Origin of the sequence: Paenibacillus xylanexedens (assembly GCF_007676705.1) — a bacterium.
GTDB classification, from domain to species: Bacteria; Bacillota; Bacilli; order Paenibacillales; family Paenibacillaceae; genus Paenibacillus; species Paenibacillus xylanexedens_C.
In genome coordinates this window covers 131,752-156,939 of sequence record NZ_VEBF01000006.1, presented here as the reverse complement: position 1 = coordinate 156,939, position 25,188 = coordinate 131,752, and the positions used below count along the sequence as shown (strand labels likewise).

The 25,188-nt window shown below is 48.0% G+C and carries 22 protein-coding genes and 2 riboswitches; of the genes, 18 read left to right on the top strand and 4 right to left on the bottom strand.

Annotated features, from left to right (window positions below):
* The first annotated feature begins 103 nt into the window (after positions 1 to 103).
* The 11 genes from FS628_RS24890 (at position 104) to sdaAA (ending at position 12,481) form a co-directional block, all read left to right on the top strand.
* Positions 104 to 1,396 carry an arsenic transporter gene (locus FS628_RS24890; RefSeq protein WP_145325657.1) on the top strand — a complete coding sequence of 431 codons (1,293 nt, stop codon included), beginning with the start codon at positions 104 to 106 and terminating at the stop codon, positions 1,394 to 1,396.
* 565 nt (positions 1,397 to 1,961) lie between these two features.
* Complete coding sequence (locus tag FS628_RS24885) at positions 1,962 to 2,888, top strand: phosphate ABC transporter substrate-binding protein (RefSeq protein ID WP_145325656.1); 927 nt, start codon at positions 1,962 to 1,964, stop codon at positions 2,886 to 2,888.
* 115 nt (positions 2,889 to 3,003) lie between these two features.
* Positions 3,004 to 3,939: a phosphate ABC transporter permease subunit PstC gene (gene pstC, locus FS628_RS24880; RefSeq protein WP_017690972.1), complete on the top strand. Its 936-nt coding sequence runs from the start codon at positions 3,004 to 3,006 to the stop codon at positions 3,937 to 3,939.
* A gap of 2 nt (positions 3,940 to 3,941) precedes the next feature.
* The gene (pstA, locus tag FS628_RS24875) at positions 3,942 to 4,829 is read left to right on the top strand and encodes a phosphate ABC transporter permease PstA (RefSeq protein ID WP_145325763.1); all 888 of its coding nucleotides are present in this window, start codon (positions 3,942 to 3,944) and stop codon (positions 4,827 to 4,829) included.
* Positions 4,830 to 4,841: 12 nt separating this feature from the next.
* Positions 4,842 to 5,597, top strand: a complete 756-nt coding sequence (gene pstB, locus FS628_RS24870) for a phosphate ABC transporter ATP-binding protein PstB (protein ID WP_145325655.1) — start codon at positions 4,842 to 4,844, stop codon at positions 5,595 to 5,597.
* A 212-nt stretch (positions 5,598 to 5,809) separates the two neighbouring features.
* Positions 5,810 to 6,865, top strand: coding sequence for a phosphotransferase enzyme family protein (locus FS628_RS24865; protein ID WP_186327957.1), 1,056 nt, complete (start codon positions 5,810 to 5,812; stop codon positions 6,863 to 6,865).
* Positions 6,866 to 7,057: 192 nt separating this feature from the next.
* Positions 7,058 to 7,768: a response regulator transcription factor gene (locus FS628_RS24860; protein WP_145325653.1), complete on the top strand. Its 711-nt coding sequence runs from the start codon at positions 7,058 to 7,060 to the stop codon at positions 7,766 to 7,768.
* On the top strand, positions 7,765 to 9,255 hold the full coding sequence (locus tag FS628_RS24855; RefSeq protein WP_145325652.1) for a sensor histidine kinase: 1,491 nt from the start codon (positions 7,765 to 7,767) through the stop codon (positions 9,253 to 9,255). The genes FS628_RS24860 and FS628_RS24855 overlap by 4 nt, the downstream gene beginning before the upstream one ends.
* A 4-nt stretch (positions 9,256 to 9,259) precedes the next feature.
* Positions 9,260 to 10,348, top strand: coding sequence for a LolA family protein (locus FS628_RS24850; protein WP_186327956.1), 1,089 nt, complete (start codon positions 9,260 to 9,262; stop codon positions 10,346 to 10,348).
* 160 nt (positions 10,349 to 10,508) lie between these two features.
* Positions 10,509 to 10,633: riboswitch (glycine riboswitch) on the top strand.
* 4 nt (positions 10,634 to 10,637) lie between these two features.
* A riboswitch (glycine riboswitch) is annotated at positions 10,638 to 10,772 on the top strand.
* Positions 10,773 to 10,884: 112 nt separating this feature from the next.
* Positions 10,885 to 11,574 carry an L-serine ammonia-lyase, iron-sulfur-dependent subunit beta gene (gene sdaAB / locus FS628_RS24845; protein WP_145325650.1) on the top strand — a complete coding sequence of 230 codons (690 nt, stop codon included), beginning with the start codon at positions 10,885 to 10,887 and terminating at the stop codon, positions 11,572 to 11,574.
* A complete protein-coding gene (gene sdaAA, locus FS628_RS24840) occupies positions 11,564 to 12,481 on the top strand; it encodes an L-serine ammonia-lyase, iron-sulfur-dependent, subunit alpha (protein ID WP_145325649.1) in 918 nt (305 codons plus the stop codon). The genes sdaAB and sdaAA overlap by 11 nt, the downstream gene beginning before the upstream one ends.
* 164 nt (positions 12,482 to 12,645) lie before the next feature.
* Here sdaAA and FS628_RS24835 read toward each other — a convergent pair whose 3' ends face one another.
* Positions 12,646 to 14,412 (bottom strand): alpha-glycosidase, encoded by a 1,767-nt coding sequence (locus FS628_RS24835; protein WP_145325648.1) that lies wholly within the window; start codon positions 14,410 to 14,412, stop codon positions 12,646 to 12,648.
* Between the two features lie 127 nt (positions 14,413 to 14,539).
* On the opposite strand from FS628_RS24835, the gene FS628_RS24830 reads away from it, so the two are divergent.
* From FS628_RS24830 to FS628_RS24810, 5 genes are all read left to right on the top strand, one after another.
* Complete coding sequence (locus FS628_RS24830) at positions 14,540 to 15,223, top strand: response regulator transcription factor (RefSeq protein WP_145325647.1); 684 nt, start codon at positions 14,540 to 14,542, stop codon at positions 15,221 to 15,223.
* Positions 15,224 to 15,267: 44 nt separating this feature from the next.
* Positions 15,268 to 16,785 (top strand): sensor histidine kinase, encoded by a 1,518-nt coding sequence (locus FS628_RS24825; RefSeq protein ID WP_260871179.1) that lies wholly within the window; start codon positions 15,268 to 15,270, stop codon positions 16,783 to 16,785.
* 71 nt (positions 16,786 to 16,856) lie between these two features.
* A complete protein-coding gene (locus FS628_RS24820; RefSeq protein WP_145325645.1) occupies positions 16,857 to 17,771 on the top strand; it encodes an ABC transporter ATP-binding protein in 915 nt (304 codons plus the stop codon).
* Positions 17,768 to 18,484 carry an ABC transporter permease gene (locus FS628_RS24815; RefSeq protein WP_145325644.1) on the top strand — a complete coding sequence of 239 codons (717 nt, stop codon included), beginning with the start codon at positions 17,768 to 17,770 and terminating at the stop codon, positions 18,482 to 18,484. Before FS628_RS24820 ends, FS628_RS24815 begins: the two co-directional genes overlap by 4 nt.
* 1 nt (position 18,485) lies before the next feature.
* Complete coding sequence (locus FS628_RS24810) at positions 18,486 to 19,220, top strand: ABC transporter permease (RefSeq protein ID WP_145325643.1); 735 nt, start codon at positions 18,486 to 18,488, stop codon at positions 19,218 to 19,220.
* A gap of 95 nt (positions 19,221 to 19,315) precedes the next feature.
* Here the strand turns inward: FS628_RS24810 and FS628_RS24805 are convergent, their stop codons facing one another.
* Entirely contained in the window at positions 19,316 to 19,876 is a 561-nt protein-coding gene (locus FS628_RS24805; RefSeq protein WP_145325642.1) for an acyltransferase, read from the bottom strand.
* 299 nt (positions 19,877 to 20,175) lie between these two features.
* Between FS628_RS24805 and FS628_RS24800 the strand changes: the two genes are divergently transcribed.
* Positions 20,176 to 22,884 (top strand): PAS domain-containing hybrid sensor histidine kinase/response regulator, encoded by a 2,709-nt coding sequence (locus FS628_RS24800; protein ID WP_145325641.1) that lies wholly within the window; start codon positions 20,176 to 20,178, stop codon positions 22,882 to 22,884.
* A gap of 135 nt (positions 22,885 to 23,019) precedes the next feature.
* Here the strand turns inward: FS628_RS24800 and FS628_RS24795 are convergent, their stop codons facing one another.
* Together FS628_RS24795 and FS628_RS24790 are read right to left on the bottom strand one after the other, a co-directional pair.
* The gene (locus tag FS628_RS24795) at positions 23,020 to 23,973 is read right to left on the bottom strand and encodes an L-lactate dehydrogenase (RefSeq protein ID WP_145325640.1); all 954 of its coding nucleotides are present in this window, start codon (positions 23,971 to 23,973) and stop codon (positions 23,020 to 23,022) included.
* A 271-nt stretch (positions 23,974 to 24,244) separates the two neighbouring features.
* Positions 24,245 to 24,442 (bottom strand): hypothetical protein, encoded by a 198-nt coding sequence (locus tag FS628_RS24790; RefSeq protein ID WP_145325639.1) that lies wholly within the window; start codon positions 24,440 to 24,442, stop codon positions 24,245 to 24,247.
* A gap of 28 nt (positions 24,443 to 24,470) precedes the next feature.
* Here FS628_RS24790 and FS628_RS24785 point away from each other — a divergent pair, with 28 nt between their 5' ends.
* Positions 24,471 to 25,157, top strand: a complete 687-nt coding sequence (locus tag FS628_RS24785) for a hypothetical protein (protein ID WP_222125289.1) — start codon at positions 24,471 to 24,473, stop codon at positions 25,155 to 25,157.
* Positions 25,158 to 25,188: the final 31 nt, after the last annotated feature.

Genomic DNA, 25,188 nt, shown 5'->3' with positions numbered 1-25,188 from the left:
AATATATCGTCTGGTTCTTCCGCACATCGTGGGGTGTAATCTTTCAATATAATGATTGAATGAACGACAGAATATATTGAGACAGGGTACAGCAGGAGGCTCTATGGTATACGTAGCAATATTGATTTTTGCAGTAACGATCACCTTGGTGATCTGGCAACCTCGAGGGTTGGGTATCGGTTGGACTGCCTCGGGTGGGGCATTGCTTGCCCTGCTGTGTGGAGTCGTGAGCTTGAACGATGCCTCGGATGTGGCATCCATTGTATGGAATGCTACGCTGGCCTTTGTCGGCATTATTATGATTTCTCTTATTCTTGACGAGACAGGTTTCTTCGAATGGGCTGCCCTTCACATGGCGAGACTGGCTGGAGGAGATGGTCGCATACTGTTCTTCTACTCCATTTTGCTAGGGGCCGCAGTGTCTGCCTTATTCGCAAATGACGGTGCAGCACTGATTCTGACGCCAATTGTGCTCGCGATGGTGCGTGCATTGAAGTTTGATGAGCGTATGGTGCTGGCTTTTGTGATGGCGAGTGGATTTATCGCAGATACTACATCGTTGCCGCTGGTGGTCAGCAATCTGGTTAACATTGTGTCTGCTGATTTCTTTGGTATTACCTTTGTGGAATATGCGGTGCGCATGGTTGTTCCGAATCTATTCTCGATCGTAGCGAGTACGGGAATGCTGTTCTTGTTCTATCGCAAAAGCATTCCTCGTCGTTACGATATCTCTGCGGCGCGTGACCCGAAGGAAGCAATACGTGATCCGCGGATGTTCCGGATCGCCTGGTTCATGTTGGGGCTGTTACTGGTGGCCTATGCATCCAGTGAGTTTCTGCCGATTCCCGTGTCGGTTATCGTTGGCTCCGTTGCGTTGCTGTTCGCCTTACTGGCACGCAAGAGTGAGGCTGTTGATCTGAAACGGGTAATCAAGGAAGCGCCATGGTCAATTGTAGTGTTCTCAGTCGGCATGTACATCGTCGTATATGGACTGCGTAATGCAGGGTTAACAGATCATCTGAGCCGCTGGCTGGATGCCATAGCGGAGCATGGTCTGCTGGCTGCTTCGCTCGGGATGGGCATCATCGCTGCCGTATTGTCATCGGTGATGAACAACCTGCCGACCGTGTTGATTAACTTGCTAGCCATCCAGGGTGCGCACGCCGAAGGTATCGTTCAAGAGGCATTGATCTATGCCAATGTCATTGGTTCCGATCTGGGTCCCAAAATGACCCCGATTGGATCACTTGCCACATTGTTGTGGCTACATGTGTTGTCCCGCAAAGGTGTGAAGATAACATGGGGATATTATTTCAAGGCAGGTATCATCCTGACGATTCCTACATTGTTAATTACCCTGGCTGGATTGGCATTGTGGTTATGGATTCTGGGTTAGTAAAATTAGATTTTACATTAGGAACATCTTAAACATTCAATGTATTGTAAAAAGGCTGCTCTCACAGCTGGTGCTAAGCACTGGCAGCGAGGCAGTTTTTTTGTTTCTTAATTTTGTACCTTATATAGAAGAAATGAATTCTGTTTCTCTATTAAGCACCTAAGCATTTACATAAGGCCAGCCCATTGTAGGGCTGGCCTTCTTTGCCTACTTCCCAGGCAGGAGATTGAAATGCCTGAGATCCAACGAGCGCTGACACAGCGAAGGGAACGGAACGATTGTGGAAAAGCGAAGCGTTCGCCTTTATCCCCGGATGTATTCCTTGGGAATAGTAAATCATATAGATCCGGGGATAACAGCGATTGAAACAACGTCCGTACCCGAAGCGGCCACTTCAGCGCCAAGAAAATTCCAAATATTTCAATATGCTGCCGACATTTTTAACATTGCGTTTACAAAACACTGATTTTAAGATGACATACTGAAACTACAATGAGTAAAGAGTTGATGGTGAACAAACAAATTCACAAAACGCCATCACTACATTGGGGGAGGAAAACAAAACATGTTTAAAAAGTTGCCGTTTATTTTGATGACCTTAACGTTCGTACTGGTACTCGCAGCATGCGGATCGAAAAATGACGCTGGTACAGAGGGTGCCGCAAGCAATGGATCAGGAGAAGCTGCTACTGAGCTTAGCGGTAACATTCTGGCAGTCGGATCGACAGCATTGCTACCTCTGGTAGAACAAGCTGGACAGAAATTTATGGCAGTTGATGAATATAAGAACGTAACGGTTCAAGTTCAAGGTGGCGGTAGTGGTACTGGTTTGACACAAGTATCTGACGGACAAGCTACAATCGGTAACTCTGATGTATTCGCAGAAGAGAAACTGGAGGACGAAGCCAAAGTAAAAGAATTGGTTGACCATCAGGTAGCAGTAGTAGCTATGGCGCCAGTTAGCAACAAAGATGCAGGTGTAGAAGATTTGACGAAGCAACAACTGGTCGACATCTTCTCCGGTAAAGTAACGAACTGGAAAGACGTTGGTGGTGCGGATCAAGAAATCGTTATTGTAAACCGTCCAAGTAGTTCAGGTACTCGTGCAACTTTCGAGAAGTATGCATTGGGTGCAAAAATGGATGATATCCAAGGTTCGATTCAAGAAGATTCTTCTGGTAACGTAAAAAAACTGGTAGCTGAAACGCCAGGTGCTATTGGTTACCTTGCCTTGTCTTACTTGGATGACAGCTTGCAAGTGTTGAAATACGAAGGTGTAGAAGCAACGGTTGAGAACGTAGAAGCAGGAACTTATCCAGTATGGGCTTACGAGCACATGTACACGAAAGGTAAGCCAGATGCAGCAACACAAGCATTCCTGGACTACATCTTGAGTGACGAAATTCAACAAAATGACGTGACAGAACTTGGATACATTCCAATGTCAGGTATGAAAGTAAAACGCGATGCAGCAGGTAATGTGGTTGAGTAATCTTTGAACTTGCGCATACGGCGAAAGAGGCGGACTTAGGTCCCGCCTCTTTACGCGGTTTGCTCTAAAATAATCCCATATTTTGCATTAATTCTACTATAGAAGGATGGTTGTTATGGAACAGACCGAAGGGGGAACGGTAATGAATAACAAGTTGAAACCGCGCCGGCCCTTAAAAGAGAAACATTATTGGGAAGAGTGGACGGGACGGATCTATACGTCGATTTGTGTCGTTTTCCTGATCGTTGTCATGTTTTCCATTGTTTATTTTGTAGCATCCAAGGGACTATCAACATTTTTCCAAAATGGAATAAGCATAAGTGAATTTCTTGGTGGAAAAACGTGGAATCCAACTGGAGAGCCTGCTTTTTATGGGGCATTGCCGTTCATTACAGGTTCTTTCATTACAACCTTGCTTGCAGCATTGATCGCAAGTCCACTTGGCTTGTGTGCAGCACTATTCATGACAGAGATTGTTCCGGGTAAAGGCAAAAAGATATTGCAACCTGCGATTGAGCTCTTGTCTGGAATTCCGTCCGTTGTGTACGGGTTTATCGGTCTGAGTGTCATCGTACCCTTGCTGCGCAGTATCTTTGGTGGAACAGGTGTCGGGATTGCAGCCGGATGTCTTGTTCTCGCTGTAATGATTCTGCCTACGGTGACAAGTATTATGGCAGATGCATTGTCCGCGTTGCCAAAAGGATTACGTGAATCCTCGTACGCACTGGGTGCCACTCGCTGGCAAACCATCTACCGTGTCATTATTCCAACAACTTTGCCAGCTCTGTTGACAGGTGTCGTTTTGGGTATGGCACGTGCATTTGGTGAGGCTCTTGCTGTGCAGATGGTTATCGGTAATGCGCCGCATGTTCCTACATCCTTGCTCGAATCGGCTTCAACATTAACGAGTGTAATTACACTCAGCATGGGTAACACCACGATGGGTTCTGTTCATAACAATGCACTGTGGAGTATGGCGCTTGTCCTGTTGGTGATGACATTTGTCTTCGTCATTCTGGTTCGCCTGCTTGAAAGGAGAAACCGGGTATGAAAATGAAGGCGAAAACGGTAGATAAAATTGCAACATCCGTCATCGTTGTATTGGCCCTGTTCATTGTTATTCTATTGCTCGGTCTGCTTGGATTCATCATGTATAGAGGCATTGGGCATATTAGCTGGAACTTCCTGACAAGCGCACCACAGTTGCTTAAGGGTGGCGGCGGGATTGGTCCGCAGCTCTTCAACTCCGTATTCTTGCTAATCCTGACCTTGATTGTTACCATTCCACTCGGATGGGGCGGCGGGATTTACATGGCGGAATACGCCAAACCAGGCAAGATTACCAGCTTCATTCGTCTGGTCGTTGAAGTATTGTCATCATTCCCTTCCATTGTTATCGGTTTGTTTGGTCTCTTATTGCTTGTAAATACATTTGGTCTTGGTTTCTCCCTGATCTCGGGTGCCTTGGCTCTGGCGATCTTTAACCTGCCACTGATGGTAAGGACAACGGAGCAGGCTTTCCGGGCCGTTCCGAAGGAACAGAAGGAAGCAGGTCTGGCGCTTGGACTGTCCAAATGGAAGATTATCACTTCCATTCTGCTGCCTGTAGCATTGCCGAGCTTGATCACGGGTACGATCCTGGCTTCCGGCCGGATCTTCGGTGAAGCAGCCGCGCTGATGTTCACCGCAGGTATGAGTAGTCCACCATTGGACTTCACGGATTGGAATCCGACGAGTCCAAGATCACCGCTTAATCCTTTCCGTCCGGCAGAGACACTTGCTGTCCATATCTGGAAAGTAAATAGTGAAGGCATTGGGCCAGATTCCAAAGAAGTGGCAGCAGGGGCATCCGCCGTGCTTGTCATTCTCGTGCTAGCGTTCAATCTAAGTGCACGCTGGATCGGTCGGGTTGTATTCCGCCGCATGACAGCTTCGAAATAAGGAGGAACCAACATGGCCATACCTTTTGGTACGGAACAGTTAAGCATATATTATGGACATTTCCAGGCGGTCAAACAGATCAGTCTGACGTTTCCTGAAGCAAGCGTAACAGCTCTTATTGGGCCGTCTGGTTGCGGTAAATCCACGTTCCTCCGGTCACTTAACCGGATGAACGACGAGATTGCCGGTTCCCGCACAGAGGGACATATCTGGATGGACGGTAACGATCTGAATGAGCCTGGAACCGATGTAATCAAGCTTCGCCAGAAGATTGGCATGGTGTGGCAGAAGCCGAATCCTTTTCATAAGTCCATCTACAACAATATCGCGTTTGGCCCCCGCTACCGCGGTACGAAGAGTAAGAAGGCACTGGATGAAATTGTGGAAAAAAGCTTGCGCCGTGCTGCGCTCTGGGATGAAGTGAAAGACAGACTGCATGAGTCTGCTCTGTCTCTCTCTGGCGGTCAACAGCAGCGTCTATGTATCGCTCGCGCTTTGTCTGTTGAACCGCAGATTCTGCTGCTCGATGAGCCGGCATCTGCCCTTGATCCAGTATCCACGGGTAAGGTTGAGGAATTGATTACCGAGCTTAAGAAAGATCTGCGGATCGTCATTGTTACCCATAACATGCAGCAAGCGGCACGCATCTCGGATTACACGGCTTATTTCTATCTGGGAAGCATGGTTGAGCACGGGGATACAGAGCACATTTTCACAAACCCGGACAATCGCCTAACGCAAGAATACATTATGGGACGTTTCGGTTAATTGGATCATGGAGTGTAACATAGAGTAATAGAGATAAAAGAAAGCACAATGCCTGGACAGTTGTTCGGGGGTTGTGCTTTTTTTAATTTATTTAGTGGAATTTTCTGTATGCGGGTTAAACATTATGCTACGATATTTAGTATGAAGAGAACGTTTACATAACTTCGAAGGAGATGTTAATAATCACTACGGATAAGATGTCTTACGACCACATGGCAGCTGATATCATACAAAACTACACAATTGAAAAACCTGTCGTTTCCTATATTCGTCACAACGAGAATCTGACGTACCATGTCGTGGATGAAGCAAGCGGGCAGAAGTATCTGCTGCGTATACATCAAGCCGCATATGCAAGTATGTCTGGGATTCAACATACGCTTCCTGCACTGGAAGCAGAGATGGACCTGCTCTACGAATTAAACGCAACGACAGCATTACGCGTGCAACATCCGGTACGCAATGTATCAGGTGAATGGGTCACGGTATGGAGAAGTGAGGAAGGGAAAGAGATCTGTTGTACGGTACTGGAGTGGATTGAGGGCAGGGACATCCAGCAGGGAGAGCGCCTGACAACAGAGCAGATATATGACCTGGGTGTTCAACTGCAGACGCTTCATCAATTGGGTCGTGTAATAGAAACATCTGAAGAGGCCAGGGGTACGGATGAAAGCGCCGGGATGAGTAGTGGAGTTCATCAAGGGGACAGCGGGCAAAGGCAAACAGCTCAGATGGCTGTTCGCCCAGCCTACGGAAGCATCCAAGAAAATAATGTGATGCTGGAGCAACTGAAGGAAGGCGTCAGACTGGGGATTTTTACAACGGAAGACTTTGATCTGCTTCGAGAAACGTTCGAGAACATTAATGAACAACTGGCAACGTACCCGCAGCATGCGGAGACATGGGGAGTCATTCATGGGGATATTACCCGCAATAATCTGCTGATAACAGATCAGGGCATATCTATGATTGATTTTTGTCTATACGGGTATGGTTATTATCTTTTTGATGCCGGAGGGGCAGCACTTATGTTCAATCGGGAAGAGCGTGAACAGTTTCTATCTGGTTACACGAAGCAGAGTGCACCGCTAACGGATCGGGATATCCGGTTAATGGAAGGATTCATGTTGATTTTTACACTGGGTTATTATGCCTTTCAGATGGCAAATGAATCGAGACACGAATGGATGAAAGACCGCATGCCGAAGCTGTGCAGCAAGTATTGTAGACCCTATGTTCAGAACGAGAGCATCTTCTATGAGTTATGAGGTGTTTCCTTTTCTAGGAGCTATAACTTAGGATTAAGATTGTGAATATTACCTGGGCGTCCTGAACAATCGGGGTGCTCTTTTTGCATGCATTAGATAACGATCGTAATGGACATTTATGAAGAAAGTATAAACTCTGAGGAGAGTCAACTTTTCTTAGCTACAATATATTCATGGGAGGATGAAGCAGCGATGAGAGACAGCGAGAATATATTGCTGGTGGAGGATGATCCGGAGATTGCCCGTATTTTGAGAGATCATCTACGTCATGAGGGTTATGGGGTAACTTGGGCATCAAGCGGTTTGGAGAGCTGGGAAGACTTTAGGGAGGGAACCTATCAATTAGTCTTGTTGGATCTGATGCTGCCGGAAATGGATGGGTTCACGGTATGCAAAAACATTAGACTGATCAGCGATGTTCCGCTGCTCATGATGAGTGCTCGAATCGAGGAAGAGAGCAAAGTCAGGGGGCTTGGGCTGGGTGCTGACGATTATATTACGAAGCCCTTCAGTCTAACGGAACTTACAGCTCGCATTAAATCTCATCTGAATAGGTACCGCAGATATCAGGGCGTAGAGCCGGATTCGACAGATCGGCAGTATAACGATGGGTTATCGATTGATTATTTGAATCAGCGCGCACAGCTTCATGGAGAACATGTGGCACTAACCAACAAGGAATGGGCTTTGCTCATACTGCTTGCTTCTCATCCGGGCCGGGTGTTTACCAAGGCGGAACTGTATGAACATGTCTGGAGTCAGCCAGAGGCGGGGAACTCGAGTACAGTCACAGTTCATGTGAAGAGCCTTCGGGCCAAGCTTGGTGACGAGCCCCATCATCCACGCTGGATTCAGACGGTGTGGGGCAGTGGCTACCGGTTCGTGGGGGAGCCTGAGGAATGAAGTTGAAGTACTGGTTAATGCTTGCCTTCCTCATTGTAATGCTGCTGCCTGTCGTTGCTGGGTGGGCGCTGTACTCCCTGTATAACTATTACAATGATCAGCGTGCCGTAACGGAATATGTAGAGTTGTCCGGACAATTGGCTCCTATTGAACTAGCTTTATCTGACCCGGGACTGTACCAGCTGCAATCGCCTGATGCTTTCGCTGCACTCTCCGAATTGGAGAATGGTCGGGTGAACTTTGATCTGTATTTACCAACAGGGATTCGGGTGTACACATCAGGGGGGAGTACATGGTCTACTGGAGCTTACACCGTTGGGGGTGCAGAGCTGTATCGTAATTTGTACAACTTACAGATTCGTCATCGCACATTCTCACTGAAAAAACCCGTATGGGAAAAAGGTGAGTTGGTTGGTATTTACGAAATCGTCATGCTGCGTGGAGAATGGCTGGAAGGCATATCCTTGCGGACAACCTGGGTCATGAGTCTCGCTGCTGCTTTCTTTATCCTGTTATACGGAACAGTGCTGTGGCTGCTATCCAGAAAGCTCTTTCGGCCGATGAAATATCTCATAGAACGAATGGATGCTTTTGCACGGGGAGAGGCTGCTACGGATGTGGTACCTGTTCGTCATGATGAAATGGGCATCTTGCTCCAACAGTTTGATGCAATGCAAGACAAGATCAGACATACTCAGGCCGATGTGGAAAGGGAGCAAAAAGAAAAAGAGCTCATGATCGCCTCGTTATCCCATGATCTGAAAACACCGTTGATGTCCATTAGTGCCTATACGGAAGTACTTAACGGTGATCGTCAACTGAAACGCCTTGAAAGGCAGGAATATCAGGATGTGCTGCTCGGAAATGTGGAGCGGATGAAACAGATGATTAGTGAACTTGAGATGTATACGGCGCTTGGTTCCAGTGAATCGGAGATGGCCATGGTTGAGGTGGAAGGTGAAGAGTTTTTTGATATGCTGCTTGGGAGCTATGAGGGACTTGCCGAGCGTGGTCAGATTGACGTGAAGATGGATGTCCGCACAGATCAACTGTACCGAGTTCATCCGGAACAACTGATGCGCCTGACAGATAATCTGATAAATAATGCACTGCGCCACACAAGAACGAACGGTGTAATGGGACTAGGGGTTATTGCTTCAGATGGGGAGCTCCCAGAATGGATTATTCCCTCGCTTGGAGATGAATTGGATAACTACAGGGCGGGGGCAACATTGATCATAGTACAAAATGAAGGTCCTGCTATTCCTGAAGAACAGCTCATTCGTATCTTCGAACCCTATGTTCAACACCAGAATCAGGAGGAGAAGACGTATGCAGGTGGTTCGGGATTGGGATTGAGTATAGCCAAACGAGTTGCAATAAAGCACGGGGGGGATATGCGCATGTGGTCATACGAAGGATATGGAACGCTGGCAGCTTGCCGATTGCCTGAACATGGAGAATGTAAACGCAGAGAGGATGGGTAAGATGATGAAAAAAGGATGGATGATGCTGGGAACTGCTTTACTTGCAGGCGCCCTGCTTGGAGGTTGCGCGGAGAAGGATATGCTGGCTATGTCAGGAGATCAGATGATCGAGAAGGTTGTCTCAGCAGAAACAGAACCTGCCTCCTATTATGCGGAAGGTGTCATGAAGATATGGGCGGACGACAAGCTGACTAACACCATGCAAATTAAGGAATGGGTAGATGGTGAAACTGGACGAAAGCGCACGGAAACATCCGAGAATGGCAATGTCAGTTACGCAGTTAATAACGGAAAGGAGATCATCCTTTATGAAAAAGAAACAGGGGCAGCATATTCCATGGATGCATCATCCGTGTCACAACAACCTAATCAAACCCAGAAGCAAATATTGGTCGATCAACTAGAGCGGTTACGTACTACGCATGATGTGAATATGATGGGACAGGAGAAACTTCATGGACAGGACGTCATTCATATTGAATTGACACCAAAAGAAGAAGGCGCATTCTCCATATCTTCAGAGTATTGGGTAGATCCCAAAACGTGGATGATTGTCAAAGTAAACAGCGCGTATGGGGATGGAAAATCAGAAATGGTCTATGATCCGATTCAGTATGACCCTGAATTCACAAAGGATACTTTCGTAATTGACATCCCTAAGGAGGTCGATGTGAAGGACTTGAACGATATGATGCAGAATTCCGAAGTGACCCTAGAGGAAGCGGAAAAAGCGTTAGAACAGCCGTTCCTACAGGATATGAGTGGAGAATTCGAACTATCACGGATCGAAATGTCTACATTGGGCGGTGAGCTGAGCAGAGATGAAGTAACCTTGTATTATGTACGTGACGACAAGGTAGAAGTCAGCCTGACGGTATTCAAGATGCCGGAAGAAAACGTGGACGATACACTAATGCCGGATGAAGCCAAGATTAAGGTTCGTAACACCGAGGGTTCATATATGAAGAGCATTCGGAACATATCATGGAGTGAGAATGGCTTGCGGTACTCCATCATGGGTGAAAACGAAGGATGGACGAAAGAGAAGCTTCAAGCTTGGATAAAGGGATTGAAGCTGCCTAATCATTCCTAATGAGTGATAAAGATGATAATTATACGTCACTTTTATTGACATATAATATGTAGCATATTAATCTGTAAGTATATGTACCAGATATGATCCAGGTATGATCCAATTGATATATAAGACACACGTTCGATGTGAGTTGAACGAGGAAGTGAATATAAGCGGATGATAACGAGCGGGAGAGACCTGGGTTAGCCGAGTAAAATGGCTAGAGTTCAGGCACCGAAGGAGCAAGCTGCTGCGCACCCGGCGCAGTGGTTAATCTCTCAGGTAAATGTACCATCGTTGGACGCAACTCTGGAGAGTGCGCGAACTGCGCCACCCAAGGGGTATATGATCAGTTAGCCCGGTGACCTTGCCTGTAATCGCAGGCATTCACCTTGTCCTTGGACACTGCTGATCATGAAACTCTCAGGTATCGAGGACAGAGAGAGGGCCTGGGGCCTTCTTCTGTCCCTTTTTGATGTCATCATTCAGTAAAAAAGGAACATTGTGGCATGGAATCTGGATGCAAATGACGAATACAATTGGAGGGTTATAAGGTGCGATTTAAAGATGTTTTTTCAATTATTGGCCCGTCGATGACGGGGCCTTCAAGTTCACATACAGCTGGAGCAGCAAGGTTAGGGAGAATTGCTCGCCAGTGGCTCGGTTGTACGCCGGATCGGGCACGACTGACGCTGTACGGTTCATTTGCAGATACGTATCAGGGCCACGGCACGGATCTGGCACTGATCGGCGGTCTGCTGGACTATGTCACAGACGATCCGCGTATCCCGGATGCAGAGCAATACGCAGAAGAAGCGGGCATGGAGGTTGAGTTTTATACAAGCGGCCTGCCTGCTCCTCATCCGAACACGGTCAAAATTGAGTTATGGCATGGAGAACGTGCCTGCTCCTTGATCGGGGCTTCCATTGGCGGCGGCAGCGTATCGGTACATGCGATGAATGATTTTCGCGTCCAGATCAGTGGTGAATTCCCTACACTCGTTCTGCGGCATGCTGACAAAGCAGGCGTACTTGCGTCAGTGACATCTACGATCAGTTCATCGGGAGTTAACATCGGTTATATGCAGGTGGATCGGAAAGCTCGGGATGGTGAAGCGCTGACGGCAATGGAGATGGACGGCGTGCCTAATCCGGATATGTTGAAGCGTCTGCGTTCGCTCGATCATGTACTGGACATTCGTGTCATTGATTTGAAGAGAGGAGTTGATTCGGATGCGGTTTAAACATTTGCACGAACTGAATACGATCTGTACAGCGGAATCCAAAACCATTGCTCAGCTGATGATTGAGGAGCAGGTCCAAGAAACGAATACGCCCGAAGCGGACGTTGTGCAGCAGATGTCAGACTATTATCAAGTGATGAAGGAAGCGGTACAGAAGGGATTAACAGAAGATACCACATCACGCAGTGGGTTAACGGGTGGAGACGGTAAGAAAATGGCCGAGTATATTCGCAAAGGTGAGACTTGCTCTGGTGATGCTTCTGCACTTGCGATGGCGTATGCCCTGTGTGTATCCGAAGTGAATGCTTCCATGGGCCGCATCGTGGCAACACCAACAGCCGGTTCCTGCGGCATTATTCCCGGTGTGTTTATCAGTTCACAGGAGCGGTTTGGCTGGACGGACGAACACTTGGTTAACGGGTTGTTCTGTGCTGGGGCAATCGGTTATGTTATTGCGAACAATTCATTTATCTCTGGTGCTGAGGGTGGTTGTCAGGCGGAAGTCGGTTCTGCGATTGGTATGGCTGCGGGTGCCATGGTTGAACTGCGTGGAGGTACACCGGAGCAGGTCGTTCATGCCGTTGGCTTGGCGTTAAAAAATACACTGGGCCTTATCTGCGATCCAGTCGCAGGCCTCGTCGAAATTCCGTGCATCGTCCGTAACGGACTGGGTGCCGTCACAGCATTGGCTGCGGCCGACATGGCATTGGCCGGTGTGCGTAGTGCCATTCCGTCAGACGAAGTCATCGACGTCATGCTGGAAGTAGGCAGTGCGATGCCGAGTCGACACCGGGAGACAGCCCAAGGCGGATTGGCCCAGACACCAACGGGCCGCAAAATGATGCAAAAGCTGGCCAAACCGAAGGCAAAGCGTGCAGAGCCGGAAACACCTGATTCTCAGGTTTAATCTGACAACAGGCTATGCCGAGAGAATAATCTGCGATATATGCATAACGGCTAATCCCAAAACAAGCGTCCGCAAACCTGAATCCAGGTCATGCAGGACGCTTGTTTTGGGATGAGGTGAAGCTAGGATGTATTTCATAAAATGTGTTGATAGTTGTATGTGTATTAAGATGATCTCTGACTCACAGCCGTACTTAGTACAGCATATCCATACGCAGGCAATTCAATGGCAAGCACGCCATCATCCTTGGCAGTACGATGGTTTCCGCCGAATAGCTCTGTCCATTCCCCGTCGCCTGCGTCCAGTTCGACAATGGCTGTCTCCTCTGAACGATTGAACAAGATCAGGATGCGTTCCTCATCGTCTTTCCGTTCGAGTACCAGTTGGCTGCCATCGGGGCGAGCCTGCAGGAAACGAATGGTGCCTTCCGCACGCAGGGCGGGATGAGCATGACGTAGTGAGATCAGTTTCTGATAAAAGTCGAGCAACTCCCGGTCCTGCTTCGCTTCGTCCCATTCCATGCATTTCCGGCAACCCGGATCGTGTTCGCCGTCCATTCCAATCTCGTCTCCGTAATAGATGCACGGAGCACCCATATAACTGAACTGGAATAACGCAGCCAGCTTCATCTTGCGCTGATCGCCCTCACACAGGGTGAGCAGACGCGGGGTATCGTGGCTGTCCAGCAAGTTGAATGCTACTTCGCTGGCCTGAAGCGGATAGCGGGATAACTGCCGCCCGATGGAGTTCGCGAACTGTTCGGCCTGCATCGTATTTTTCACAAAAAAGGCATTCACGGCATCGGTAAACGGATAGTTCATGGAAGCATCGAACTGATCGCCCTGCAGCCAGGCAGAGGACTCATTCCAGACTTCACCCAGAATATAGGCTTCCGGATTAGCGGCTTTGACTACACGACGGAATTCACGCCAGAATGCATCATCCACTTCGTCCGCAACATCCAGCCGCCATCCGTCCGCACCCACTTCCTTGATCCAGTACTCGGCAACCTCCAGCAGATAGGCCTTCACCTCGGAATTCTCCGTATTCAGCTTCGGCATGTGCGCTTCAAATCCGAATGTCTCATACGTAGGAATGCCATCCTTCACATCCAGCGGGAATTCGTGTACATGGAACCAGTCCTTGTATTTGGATTGTTCTCCGTTCTTCTGCACATCGACGAATGGTGCGAAGGTCTTCCCGGAATGGTTGAACACGGCGTCGAGCAGTACACGAATTCTACGCGCATGGCATAGCTCAACCAGTCGTTTGACGGTATCTGCGTCTCCAAAGTGACGATCTACCCGCAGATAATCTTCTGTATCATATTTATGGTTGGTTGTTGCCTCGAAGATGGGGGTGAAGTAGATCGCATTGATGCCGAGCTCACTGAGATAATCGAGATGGTCGATTACGCCTTGAAGATCACCACCGAAGAAATTGAACGGTGTTGGCTCGCCGCCCCAGGGTTCTACATTGTCCGGATTGATATCCGGGTTGCCGTTGGCAAATCGTTCCGGGAAAATTTGATAGAATATCGCATCCTTCACCCATTCAGGGGGTGTGAATACGGCCCCGGCATGTATGTAGGGGAATTGGAACATGCGACCTGGATCGTCAGGCTCTTCTTCCTGGAAGTCCGTCTCGGTCATCCAGATCTGCTCGTCTCCGTCTTTTAATAGAAAAGAGTACTTCAGTCGATGGTAAGGAGGCTTCACTTCACCTTCGTAATAATCGAACATGGAGTCTGTCGTAAACTTGATTAAAGGAACCAGGGCTTTGGTTTCATCCCATGCATACTTATCCCCGGTCAGTGCGTATACCTCGGTCAGATCATTCTTTTTGGAACGAAGACGCAGGCGAATTGTATCCTGATCGTAGGCATAGGCCCAGTTCCGCTTCGGTTGATGATAGATGGCTTCGAGCAGCATATTAAGTTCCCTCCCGTTATATATAAACATGTTATGTACTTCGTGGACTGGTATGACATGACATCACGCAAGCTAATGATTAAGATATAATTAACCCAACTGGTGTAGAAAGGAAACGAATGCGCGAATGAAAACCAAACTGTTATACATTGAAGATGACACGGAAATTGCAACATGGGTAAGGGCTGATCTGGAGGAGCGCGGTTATGAGGTGATCTGGCTCGGAAGTGGTGAAGGTGCAGCTGAAGCTGCTGTTGGCTGCTCATTGATTATTCTGGATGTCATGCTGCCAGGGCTGGATGGATTCACGGTCGGACAGCGACTCAAAAAAGAACATCCGGCTATTCCTATTGTCATGTTATCGGCGAGAACGTCTATTGACGATAAGCTGCATGGTCTTGATTTTGCCGATGACTACGTGACCAAGCCGTTTCACCCCGATGAACTGGCTGCCCGAATTGAAGTTCAGCTGCGGAAGGCAGGAACTGCGATCTCATCCGATGCGGCCTTGAAGCTGGATCATCTCTCAATCTATGAGAAAGATAACCGGATCGTTAATGAGGAGACGGGGGATGAGGTTATTTTATCGGGCAAACAATTCCATATCTTCGCCTACCTGTTACGACATATGGGCATGATTCGAACCAAAGAGCAGATCTATGAAGCCGTATGGAACGAGCCATATCTGGATGGGGACAAGACCTTAATGGTACATATTCGACATCTGCGCGAAAAGCTGGAGCTTGATCCGGCTAATCCTGTTATTATTCAGACAGTTCGGGGTGTTGGATATCGTGTGAAGAAGCCATGATCCACTGGTTCAGAGCACGGAAGATCAAGAAAGGAGAACAGCGCATGGATCATAATTATAAGCAAACCGGGCAGGGAAAGCTTCGATTTGGACGGTCTTTGATGTCCCGATACATCATCCTGATCCTGGCGGCTGTATTATTTGTGCCTGTTGTCCTTCCAATCATATCCGTTATCTATATTGTCGTAGTGAATAATACGAACACCGACCGAGAGGCACCTTACGGTGACGTTACCCGAATCAGTAACCTTTGGTCGCGTGAAGCGAAGAACCTGGATGGTGCTTCGGATGAAGAGATTAGGGCCCGATTGGATCAATTACATGGCACGTATCCCAAATCTTCCATGTATCGTGTGAATACGAGCGGCGAAACCGTCTTTATTCTTGGGGGTGAAGATGTAACGCTTCTGAAATCCACATCGCCGGATGGCCTGACAGACACGACATTGAGATGGTCACTGGATTCCGGGCAAACGACCGAGACTCATATTCCAGCCTTGTGGAATGTGAACAATACGGTGCAATTCATGAAAGAAGCTTCCTTTCGCGATCCACTGACCGTCGTTGCCTATATTGGCGGAGATGAGCAGGACAAAGGACAGGGATTCATGATCATTGAAGTTCCGCGGTCGCTTTTACAAATGAGACAGAGTAACTGGCCGATGGAACTCTTGTATCTCGGTATCGTAATGACCATCATCTTTCTGATCTTCATTATCATGTCGATTCTCTTCTTCGCACGTATTCGCAAAAGGCTTATTCGGTTGCAGACGGCAATGATGACCCCGGGCAAGGTAGGCATTCCACTTCCGGTTGACATTCGTCAGTCGGATGAGATTGGTCAGCTGGAGGATTCATTCAATCAGATGGTGCATCAACTCACTGACAGTCATCACCGGGAACGTGAGGAAGAACTATTGCGCAAACGTCTCATTGCCGGGCTTTCCCATGACCTTCGCACGCCGTTAACGGTAATTCGAGGGCATATGCATGCACTGCATAAAGAAGACCTCAGCGAACAAGGCATCCACTCATTACAGCGCATGGAAGCGAAGATGGAGGATCTCGGCGGCCTCATTGACAACATGTTATCCTATAATTTGCTTACGAGCGGGAAATATACACTGAAGCTGGAAGAGAAAGATATGCTTCGTATTGTCAGAGAGACGGCGGCCTCATGGTATCCCGTCTGGGAGAAAGAACAATTCGAGATTGATATCGACCTGCCGGAGAAACCTTTGATATGGCAAATGGATGAACAGGGTATGCGGCGTATTCTCGATAATCTGTTTCAGAACGTGATCCGTCATGCCGCGAGCGGGAAGTATATCGGCATAACAACACAGGAGATTCAGGGCGAGACGGCCATTGTTGTTCAGGATCGGGGTCCTGGACTGCAACAGGATTCTGACACGAAAGGCACAGGTCTTGGCTTATCCATTGTAGATCTGCTGATTCGTGAGATGGGACTGCGCAAGCGGGTAGACAGTTCCGATGCGGGTGTCCGAACATATATCTACAGTGGTGCGGGAAGCCACAAACCAGGGGAGTGGTTTTTTTAAACTTAACTTAAACTGGAGACTACCTTGGCTTTAACCTTGGACGGTTACGATAGTTCTGAGGTGATCATACAGTGAGTGAAAATATTATTCAAACGGCTAATCTATGGAAAACATACCGGGACCGTGCAGCGGTACGTGAACTTGATCTGCATATTAAAAAGGGAGATATCTACGGCTTCCTCGGTCCCAATGGTGCCGGTAAAACCACAACGATTCGCATGCTTCTCGGCTTGATTAAACCAACCAAAGGCGTGATCCGTGTCTTCGACAAGGACATCCGCAAGGATCGCATGGACATTCTGCGCCGTGTTGGTTCACTGGTCGAATATCCGTCCTATTATGGACATCTAAATGCGGTGGAGAACCTGGAAACACTGCGCCGGATTATCAATGTACCGAAATCGAGAATTGCTGAAGTGCTGTCCATTGTAGATCTGACCAAGGATGCCAAACGTTCGGTAAAGGGATACTCCCTTGGGATGAAGCAGCGCCTTGGTATAGCCAGCGCCTTGCTGGGTGAACCGGAGCTGCTCATTCTGGACGAGCCGACGAATGGGCTTGATCCTGCGGGCATTCAGGAGATTCGGGAATTGATCAAGCGTATGCCTCTGGAACATGGGATTACCGTACTCGTTTCCAGCCATTTGCTGAGCGAGGTCGAACAGATGGCAAGCCGCGTCGGCATTATCCGTGAAGGCAAGATGGTACTTCAGGATACTATTGCGAGTCTGCATAGTCAGACGGGCAGCTCGATTCGGTTAACGGTTTCCGAGCCGGAAGAGGCCATGAAGCTGGCCAGAGAGCAGGGTCAATTCGGTCAGCGACAAGGTTCTGCGTTAACATTCCCCTATATGGATAACCCTTCGGTTGCACTGCTTGTGCGCCGATTGATTGAGCAGGATCATGATGTGTATCGTGTAGAGGAACAGCGTCAGTCTCTGGAAGATCTGTTCATGCGGGTCATTGGCGAGGGGGCATCCATATGACGGGACGTGCATTGTCTTCGGATTGGCTCAAGATTCGAGGGAAGGGAATCTGGTTTCTCGTTTTCCTGGCTCCTCTTGGATTGATCGCGATGCAGGCGCTTAACTTCGGTTTGCGTCTGGACTATCTGAAAGAGCAGTACGCAGATAACCTGTGGGGCGGATTGCTCGGCAATGTGGTTGTCTTTGTGCCGTTGTCACTGATGCTGGGAGCAACCATTCTCAGCTCCATGATCGCTAATGTCGAGCATGAACAGGGATCATGGAAACAGCTGCTCGCGATGCCGATTCCCAGACCAGCCGTGTATTTAGCCAAGTTTCTGCTTGCCTGTCTGTTACTGGTGATCTCCTGTTTGCTGCTAACTGCAGGGATTATAGGTCTGGGTCTGATCCTCGGATTCCATGCCAGTGAGATCCCTTGGACGCATGCGATCAAGCTGGGGTTGCTACCTTTGGCTGGTGCGCTTCCGGTGTTGTCACTGGAGTTATGGCTCACCATGGTAAACAAGAATCAGGCACTTCCCGTGACACTGGGCATCGTTCTCGCAATAACGGGCATGTTCGCACTCAGTATCTCGCCGAACTTTCCGCTAGCTTGGCCACAGATGGCTTGGAATGGACCCAATCCATACCTGTATGCAGGCATGGGTGCAGGTCTGGGACTCTTGATTCTGTTGCTGGGTATGGTGCATTTCAGCCGGAAGGATGTGGCCTGATATGAGTTTTGCGACAACGTATTTCCGAATTCTGTCCGCTGAACGGTTGAAAATGGGCAAATCCCCCATATGGCTCCTGATCCTGCTGAGTCCACTCATTGCGCTGCTGATCGGACTGTTGTCCACTCCGTCGGGGAATTGGCAGGTATTAATGACCACCATGGTCTTCCTGCATGGATTGCTCTTGTTGCCGATGCTGACCGGCGTGTTCACGTCTTTTGTCTGTCGTTTCGAGCATGCTGGTGGAGGGTGGAAGCAGATGCTGGTGTTGCCACTCACACGTTCAGGCGTGTATGCAGGCAAACTGACGATTGTACTTATGCTTCTGGCAGGTACGCAGGCATTGTTATTAATGTCCATTCTGCTGGCAGGGTTGATTCATGGCATCACGGAGCCAATCCCTTGGGGATTCTTGGCAGGCAAATTACTGCTTGGATTATTGGCCTGTGTACCACTTGCTGCCCTGCAGATGTTCGTATCATTGGTGTGGAGCAGTTTTGCTGCACCGCTCGCACTGAATTTTGCCCTGACCGTACCGAATATTCTCATCGTGAACTCGGCGACATATGGACCGTATTATCCATGGGCACAACCGATGATTCTGATGACACCCGTGGACGGCGGGGGCTTCGGAGCCTACAACGTGCCACTGATGACGATGCTGGCGGTCGTTGGAGGCAGTGCTGTCATTTTCATTGGAATCGGGATGATGTATTTTGCGAAAAAAGAAATTTGAATAATTGGTTATACACCGGCTTATCTTAAGATCAAGATCCTTCTTAGGCAAAACATGCAAAGCTCTATTGTATGTATGCTTCAGGAGGATTTTTACTAATGTCTGACCCACCCATCATGAATGGTCAGCTCCCGAATGATCTTGGCTGGTGCTCCAGCTACAAGCGTATTCTCGGGGACATCTTTGGTTACTGTGCTTCCTGCAGCCACGACTGCATTTCTGCCGATGGTGACGCCGGGAAGTATGAGCGCCCCTGTACCAATCCAGGCATTATCCTGAATTACAATCCGCTTGGCGGTCTGACTTCCGTCGTCCAGCGAGTCGATCCGGTGATAGGCACTGTCGAATATGCTTGTTCGCGGGCCGATCATAACGTTATTGCCAATCGTCACCTCTACGTTAGCCGCAATTCCTACACCAGCATTGATCATGACGTCATCGCCAATGGTTAATCGTGCGCCCTTAATCACAGTTAGCTGGGTTCCCCAAGGTTTACCTATGATGTTAAGCCTCTTCCCCACTTGCAAATCACCAAATTTATTCAGATACACCTTACCCCTGATTCGTGGCAGTAAACCCATGGATGGCTGGATCTTACCAAAAACGGCCAAGCCTCTTAGTTTGCCGTAAGCAACCTTAACTCTGTTGGGCAGCATGATTCATCCGTCCTTTCCCTAGTTCAACAACACTTTTTAACGATTATAGCCTTTTCGATACAAAATGTATCGTTAATTTTCTGAAATATATTAATTCGTAATTCAAATTCCAACTATTTCATCACCATTATGTGAATTTAATCATCGATTGGAAGCAAAATGAGACGAGAATCTGGTAAAATAAAAAAAGCTGTTTCTAGGCAGGCTTACATGGTTATTCGAAGGTAGGCCTATTTTACAGATAATGATTAATTTCTGTTGTTAGAAGAAGATGTTGGCTGAGAAAAGAGGGGTAAGCCTTGGATGTTAATAAAACGGAAACCCTGAAACGCATTATTTCTGAGGGAAGTTCTTACCAATCATTGTTTTTCAACCACCCGGATGCCATATATGTGATGGACATCCATGGAAACTATATGGATGCTAATCCCTCAGTAGAGCGGATATCAGGGCATACACTGGATGATTTGATTCGTATGAGTCTTAATCAGATCTGTCCTCCGGACAGTGAAAATTCACGCAAAGAATATATTAAAGAGGTACTGGCTGGACGTTCAGTCAGTAATTCCATTACTTTTTATCATAAAGATGGTTCCCTGAAACAGGCACAGATTACCTATATACCAATTACAGCGGACAATGAAGTTGTCGGTATCTACGGCATTGCCAAAGATGTTACCGATATCTTGAAAGTGGAACGTGAGCTGCAGGAGACTCGGGAGAAATATCAGGTACTCGCTGACCATGCGCAAGATCTCATTACGACTTGTACAACGGATGGCGTGCTGTTATACGTCTCACCTTCCGTATACACCTTGCTTGGTTACAAGCCGGAGGAAGTCACAGGAAAGTCCTTCAAGGATTATTGTTATCCCGGAGATTATCCTGATCCTATGGAACTTTCGAAGATTGGTAATGGTTGCAAGATGCGTGTCTTACACAAAAAGGGACACTACATCTGGATGGAGACATTGGCGAAGCCCGTGGCTGGAGAACGGGGCAAGAGTACGCAGATCGTCAGCATCAGCAGGGATATTACTCAGCACAAAGATGCAGATAGACGACTTCGAGAAAGTCGTCAGCGATACAGATCGCTGTTCGAACATAATCCGGCAGCCGTGTATTCATTGAATTTGGAGGGCGAATATAGTGCGGTGAACAGCAAGCTGGTCCAAATGCTGGATGTTCCACGCAATAAGCTTATTGGCAAATCGTTTTTGTCCAATCTGGATAAATGTGAAGTTCAGTACGGTAAAACGAATTTTGACAAGGTTAAGCAAGGCGATCCGCAATATTATGAGACTCGTATTGTGAATTCAAGTGGTCGGAAGATCGAAGTGTCGGTTACGAATGTGCCCATTATTGTGGATAAAGAAGTGGTAGGTGTCTATGGAATCGTGTCCGATATTACCGAGCGTAAGGAATATACGGAACGGATTCAGGAGCTTAGCAAGCAACATGAGCTGATTCTCAACACAGTTACGGAAGGAATATATGGTTTGGATGCGGATGGAATCACGATGTTTATGAATCCTGCAGCAGCATCGATGTTCGGTTATGAGGCGAAAGAATTCATCGGCAAAAACTCACATCCCATTATCCATCACACCCGTGCAGACGGAAGTCATTTCCCAAAAGAAGAGTGCCCCATCCACTTGACCGTGTTGGATGGACAGAGACGGTCAATCAAGGAAGATGTGTTCTGGCGTAAAGATGGCAGCAGTTTTCTGGTGCAGTATCAGGTGACGCCGATTATTGAACAGGAACAGATTCAGGGCGCGGTAGTCGTATTCAATGACATGACTGGCGAACGTGAAATTGTACGTGCCAAAGAGACAGCTGAGCTGGCAGCTCAGGCCAAGTCAGAGTTTCTATCGATGGTCAGCCATGAGATCCGGACACCGATGAACGGGATCGTGGGTATGACAGAGCTGTTGATTGGTACTGATTTATCAGAAGAACAGCGTGAGTATGCCGAGATTATTCAAGACAGCGGCGATGCACTGCTGAACATCCTTAATGATATTTTGGACTTTAGTAAGCTGGAATCCGGTAAAATGGCGCTGGCTTACGAACCATTTGCATTACGCAAGATGCTGGAACAGGTTGCCGAACTGTTCAAACCTCGTGCAGATGAGAAACAGCTGGAGATCCGATTTCGTCTCAATCCAAGCATCCCTGAATTCATGGTGGGGGACTCCATGCGTATCCGGCAGATTCTGGTGAATCTGGTTGGGAATGCGCTGAAGTTCACCGACCGGGGAAGCATTGATGTGAACGTGGATATCATCAAGGGCAGGAAGCCTGAAGACAGCGTGCTTGATTTTGCTGTGCAAGATACAGGCATCGGCATTCCGGCTGACAAGCTGGATCAGTTGTTCCAGTCGTTCTCTCAGCTGCATCCGGTGATTAACCGCAAGTATGGAGGTACAGGCTTGGGATTGGTCATCTCGAAACGACTTGTTGAAATTATGGGTGGCAGTATCAGTGTCGAGAGCACGGAAGGAGAAGGTTCCACCTTCCGGTTTGCTGTTCCTGCGACAAGTGTAGACGCTTCGGCAGAACAGACAGCAAGTCAATTCCATCATGATCGTACACGCCAAAGTGACAAGGTAGCCATGCGGATTCTCGTGGCTGAGGATCATCCGGTGAATCGGAAGATCCTGCGAGAATATCTGGAGAAGCTCGGTTACCATGCAGATGTATGTACCAACGGCGTGGAAGCTATTGATGCCATCTCTCAGAATGCTTATGATATTGTGCTGATGGACATCCATATGCCTGTCATGGACGGTCTTAAGGCGACTGACTTGTTACACCGACTAATTCCTCAGGATCGCATACCGCCCATCATCGCAGTGACAGGCAATGCCAAACGTGAAGAAAAGGAAGCCTGTTTGGAGATAGGCATGCGTGACTTTATTAGCAAACCGGTTATGCTGAGTGAATTGAAGCGGGTGTTACAGCAGTGGGGACCAACGGATGAACCCCAGCTTGCCCCGAGTTGAACAACAGACTAACTGTGAAAAATATAAGTGCAAACACGCCAATAACCCTCCCCAGATGGAGTGTTATTGGCGTGTTTGCGTTGAACGGATTGAAGTAGCTGAAGTCTATAAAGTTGAGAGCTGTATACGAATGGGTTAAGCCAGTGTCAGACGATTGATGTTACCTGATAGGATTTCACAGGAATTGTTGAACTTCTCACGTTCCGTTGCATCCAGATTCAATTCGATAATCTCTTGAATGCCATTTCCACCGATGATTGCGGGAACACCGACGCAGACGTTGTGTTGCTCGTACTCTCCGTCCAGAATAGCCGATACAGCGATGATCTTGTGTTCGTCATTGAGGATGGAGCGGGTAATATGCGCGAGGGCATTGCCGATTCCGAATTGGGTAGAACCTTTACGGGTAAAGATCTCCCATCCGGCATCCTTTGTTTTGCGTGCAATATCGTCCAGATCCAGATGTTTGAAGCGCTCCTTGTGCTGATCCATAATGTGCATAATCGGTTTACCGCCGATGGTCACATGCGACCAGGCCACGAACTGGGATTCTCCATGCTCCCCGAGAGCATAACCGTGCACACTGCGTGGATCGATGGAGAAGACTTCAGACAGCAGCGTTTTGAGCCTTGAAGAGTCAATGGACGTCCCTGTGCCGATGACATGCTCACGCGGAAGACCAGATAATTTCCATACCATATAAGTTACTATGTCAACCGGATTGGCAGCGACGACAAAAATCCCGTTAAATCCACTGTTCATGATCGGGACCACGATGTCTTTGGCAATCGATTCCGCTTCCTCCAGAATATCCAGCCGTGTCTGTCCTGGCTTGGGATTCGCCCCGGCAGTTAAGATAATAACATCCATATTGCCGCAATCGGCGTACGTGCCTGCATATACCTTGGTGCGGTTATGTGTGAAGTCCATACAATGGGAAAAATCCAATGCCTGTGCTACAGCACGGTCATACGTCCGGTCCACCATCATAATTTCCCTGCATATCGATTGATTAATCATGGAATACGCGCAACTCGAACCGACAAGACCCGCCCCAATCACCGCTACTTTACCTGATTTGCCTAACACTGCTGTTCAGCCCCCATTACATAGATATTTATCCGTTACTTAAGCGTCCTATGTTAAGTATAGTCCTTTATTTTATGCTCGAATGTACTTCTACGTTACATAAGATAACACAAGAAAAAGCTATACAGCAATGATTTCCGTTATCGCGGGAGCGTATTGGAGCAATGGAGTTAACAAAATTGACATGAATAATTCATAATCTATGATTTGACGGCGTTTGCACCTGTATCATTCGACATGACAGCATTCATGCTCATTGTCGGATCAAGGGTTATTTGTGCGAATCATATACCTGACAAAAGTTCTTAGGAATCCGCAGAAACAGAACAAAACCGCCAAAGGGATCTGCCGAGAAGCTGACGAATACATACGGACAAGCAAAAGATAAGCATACTTGATCCATGAGACAGGTTGCCCCGATCCGATGACGGTTCCAAAAGAACGCTGAAGCCATAATGTTCTTATTCAAAAGACTTCATTCCGGGAGGGAATTAATGATGATTGAAGAAGCAGGAGCAACGACGGAAACGGCCAAGAGCCTGGGCATAGGTGCCAGTACTCTTCGTAAATATGCGGCGGCACTGGAAGAGCAGGGATACCGGTTTGAACGGTCCGCCAACAAATCCAGACTATTCAAATCCGATGATATCGAGTGCATTGAACGTCTGATGACTGAACTCAGAGAGCATAATCTGCCCCTCGCTGATGCAGTAGTGACTGTATTGACTCCAAATCTGCCCGAAGTAGATGTACCTGTAGTAGATGTACCCGTGGTGAGTATCGAGAGTATGTCAGAGTCGGAATGTGCAGCAACATCGATGTCAGCAGTATTCCCTGAACAACCTGAATTAACAGGTAATCTGAGATCCTATGAGGGTCTGGGACAACTGGTAAGTGAGGTGACTTATGGTGCTGTGGAACAACAACAGGATGATCGAGTACAGCTGCTGCAACAGCGGGTCGATGAACTGGAACTGACACTTCAGCATCTGGCAGAGACACATATGGCGCTTCAGGAACAGATGGAGAAACAGCGCTTATGGATGAATGAGAAGCTGGAGGAAGAGCGGGATCGCGAACTTGTGACCAACCTGCGCAGCTTTCAGGAGAGAAAACGCAAACCAAAAGGAGTATCACTGCGCATGTTGTTCGGACTTCTGCCCAAGAAACACAAGGAAGCTTGAGCGACAGGTTTTTGCCCTTCGTGATTTTACA